At 46.0% G+C, this 1,272-nt stretch carries 1 protein-coding gene; it reads right to left on the reverse strand.

The window, feature by feature from the left end:
• Positions 1-41: 41 nt before the first annotated feature.
• Positions 42-1,147 (reverse strand): IS3 family transposase gene (locus AC50X8_RS32395; protein WP_494862330.1). Its coding sequence is split into 2 segments (ribosomal slippage): positions 42-937 and positions 937-1,147, totalling 1,107 coding nucleotides; the frame shifts between segments, so codons are not numbered across the junction.
• Positions 1,148-1,272 lie beyond the last annotated feature (125 nt).

Raw genomic sequence — 1,272 nt, forward strand, 5'->3', positions numbered from 1 at the left:
TGTATCTCTGTCAATAGAGTAGACACAAGAAACCGAGATTTTTAAGCTGCCTTTCGGTACCTGCGTTCGCATTCATTGGGAGTGAGATACCCGATGGTCGAGTGAATGCGTTTGGCATTGTAGAAGCAGAGGATGTATTCAAAGATGCGTTTACGTGCTTGCTCCCGCGTTTTGAAGCGCTCCAAATAAATGAGCTCCTTTTTAAGAACGCTATGGAACGCTTCGATACAAGCATTGTCATAGCAGTTGCCTTTGCGACTCATACTAGCCTTCATATTGTAGGTTTTTAGACGGGCTTGGTAGTCATGAGAAGCATACTGACTTCCTCGATCAGAGTGATGCAGCACTTCACCCGTTGGGCGCTGCTGCTGATGCGCCCGATCAAGCGCCTGAAGGACTAATTCTTTGGTCATCCGATCACTCATTTGAAAGCCCACAATTTTGCGGCTATACAAGTCCATGACGCTCGCCAAATAGAGCCATCCTTCATCCGTGGCAATGTAGGTGATGTCGGTCACCCAAGTTTGATTGGGTGCCTCGGGTCTGAATTGGCGATTGAGTACATTTTCGGCGACAGGTAGGTTGTGTTTGGAGTTCGTTGTCGCTTTATATTTTTTAATGGTTCGGGATTTCAGACCCTGCTCCTTCATCATTCGAGCGACAGTCTTCTCCGAGATTTTCCTGCCCTGTTTATGTAGCATTTGTGTAACCTTCGGGCTTCCATAAAGCCTACGAGAATCTAGAAAGATTCGCCGAATACGCTGTACCAGCTTTTTACGGCTTTTCTCTCGTTTGCTGACTTTACGTGTGGTCCATTTGTAATAACCGCTTCTGGAAACGCCCATAGCAGCACATAGCTTTGCGACACGGCAATGGAAGCGGTGATTGTGGATGAAGGCATAGATCAGCGCCGGTCTTTTGCAAAGTAGTGCATGGCCTTTTTTAGAATGTCATTTTCTTCTTGCAAGTCACGGATTTGCTTTTGTAACGCCTTGAGGGCCTTGTCCTCTTCTTTCAATTGACCACTGCCAGGAAAGGCTTGTCCGCCATCTTGTTTGATTTCAGATACCCACCGATACACGGTATTGACGTGCAGCCCTAATTCCTCTGCCACTTGAGGGGCCGTTTTTCCCTCTTCTTGAATCATCTGGACGACTTGTCTTTTAAAGGCTTGATCATAATGTTTCTTTGTCACTTCGTTCACCTCGAATTTGGATAGGTCTATTTTATCCGATTCTCGGTTCTACGTGTCTACTTTTTAGTCTAACAACA

This window comes from Paenibacillus sp. JT22N15, from assembly GCF_059383755.1.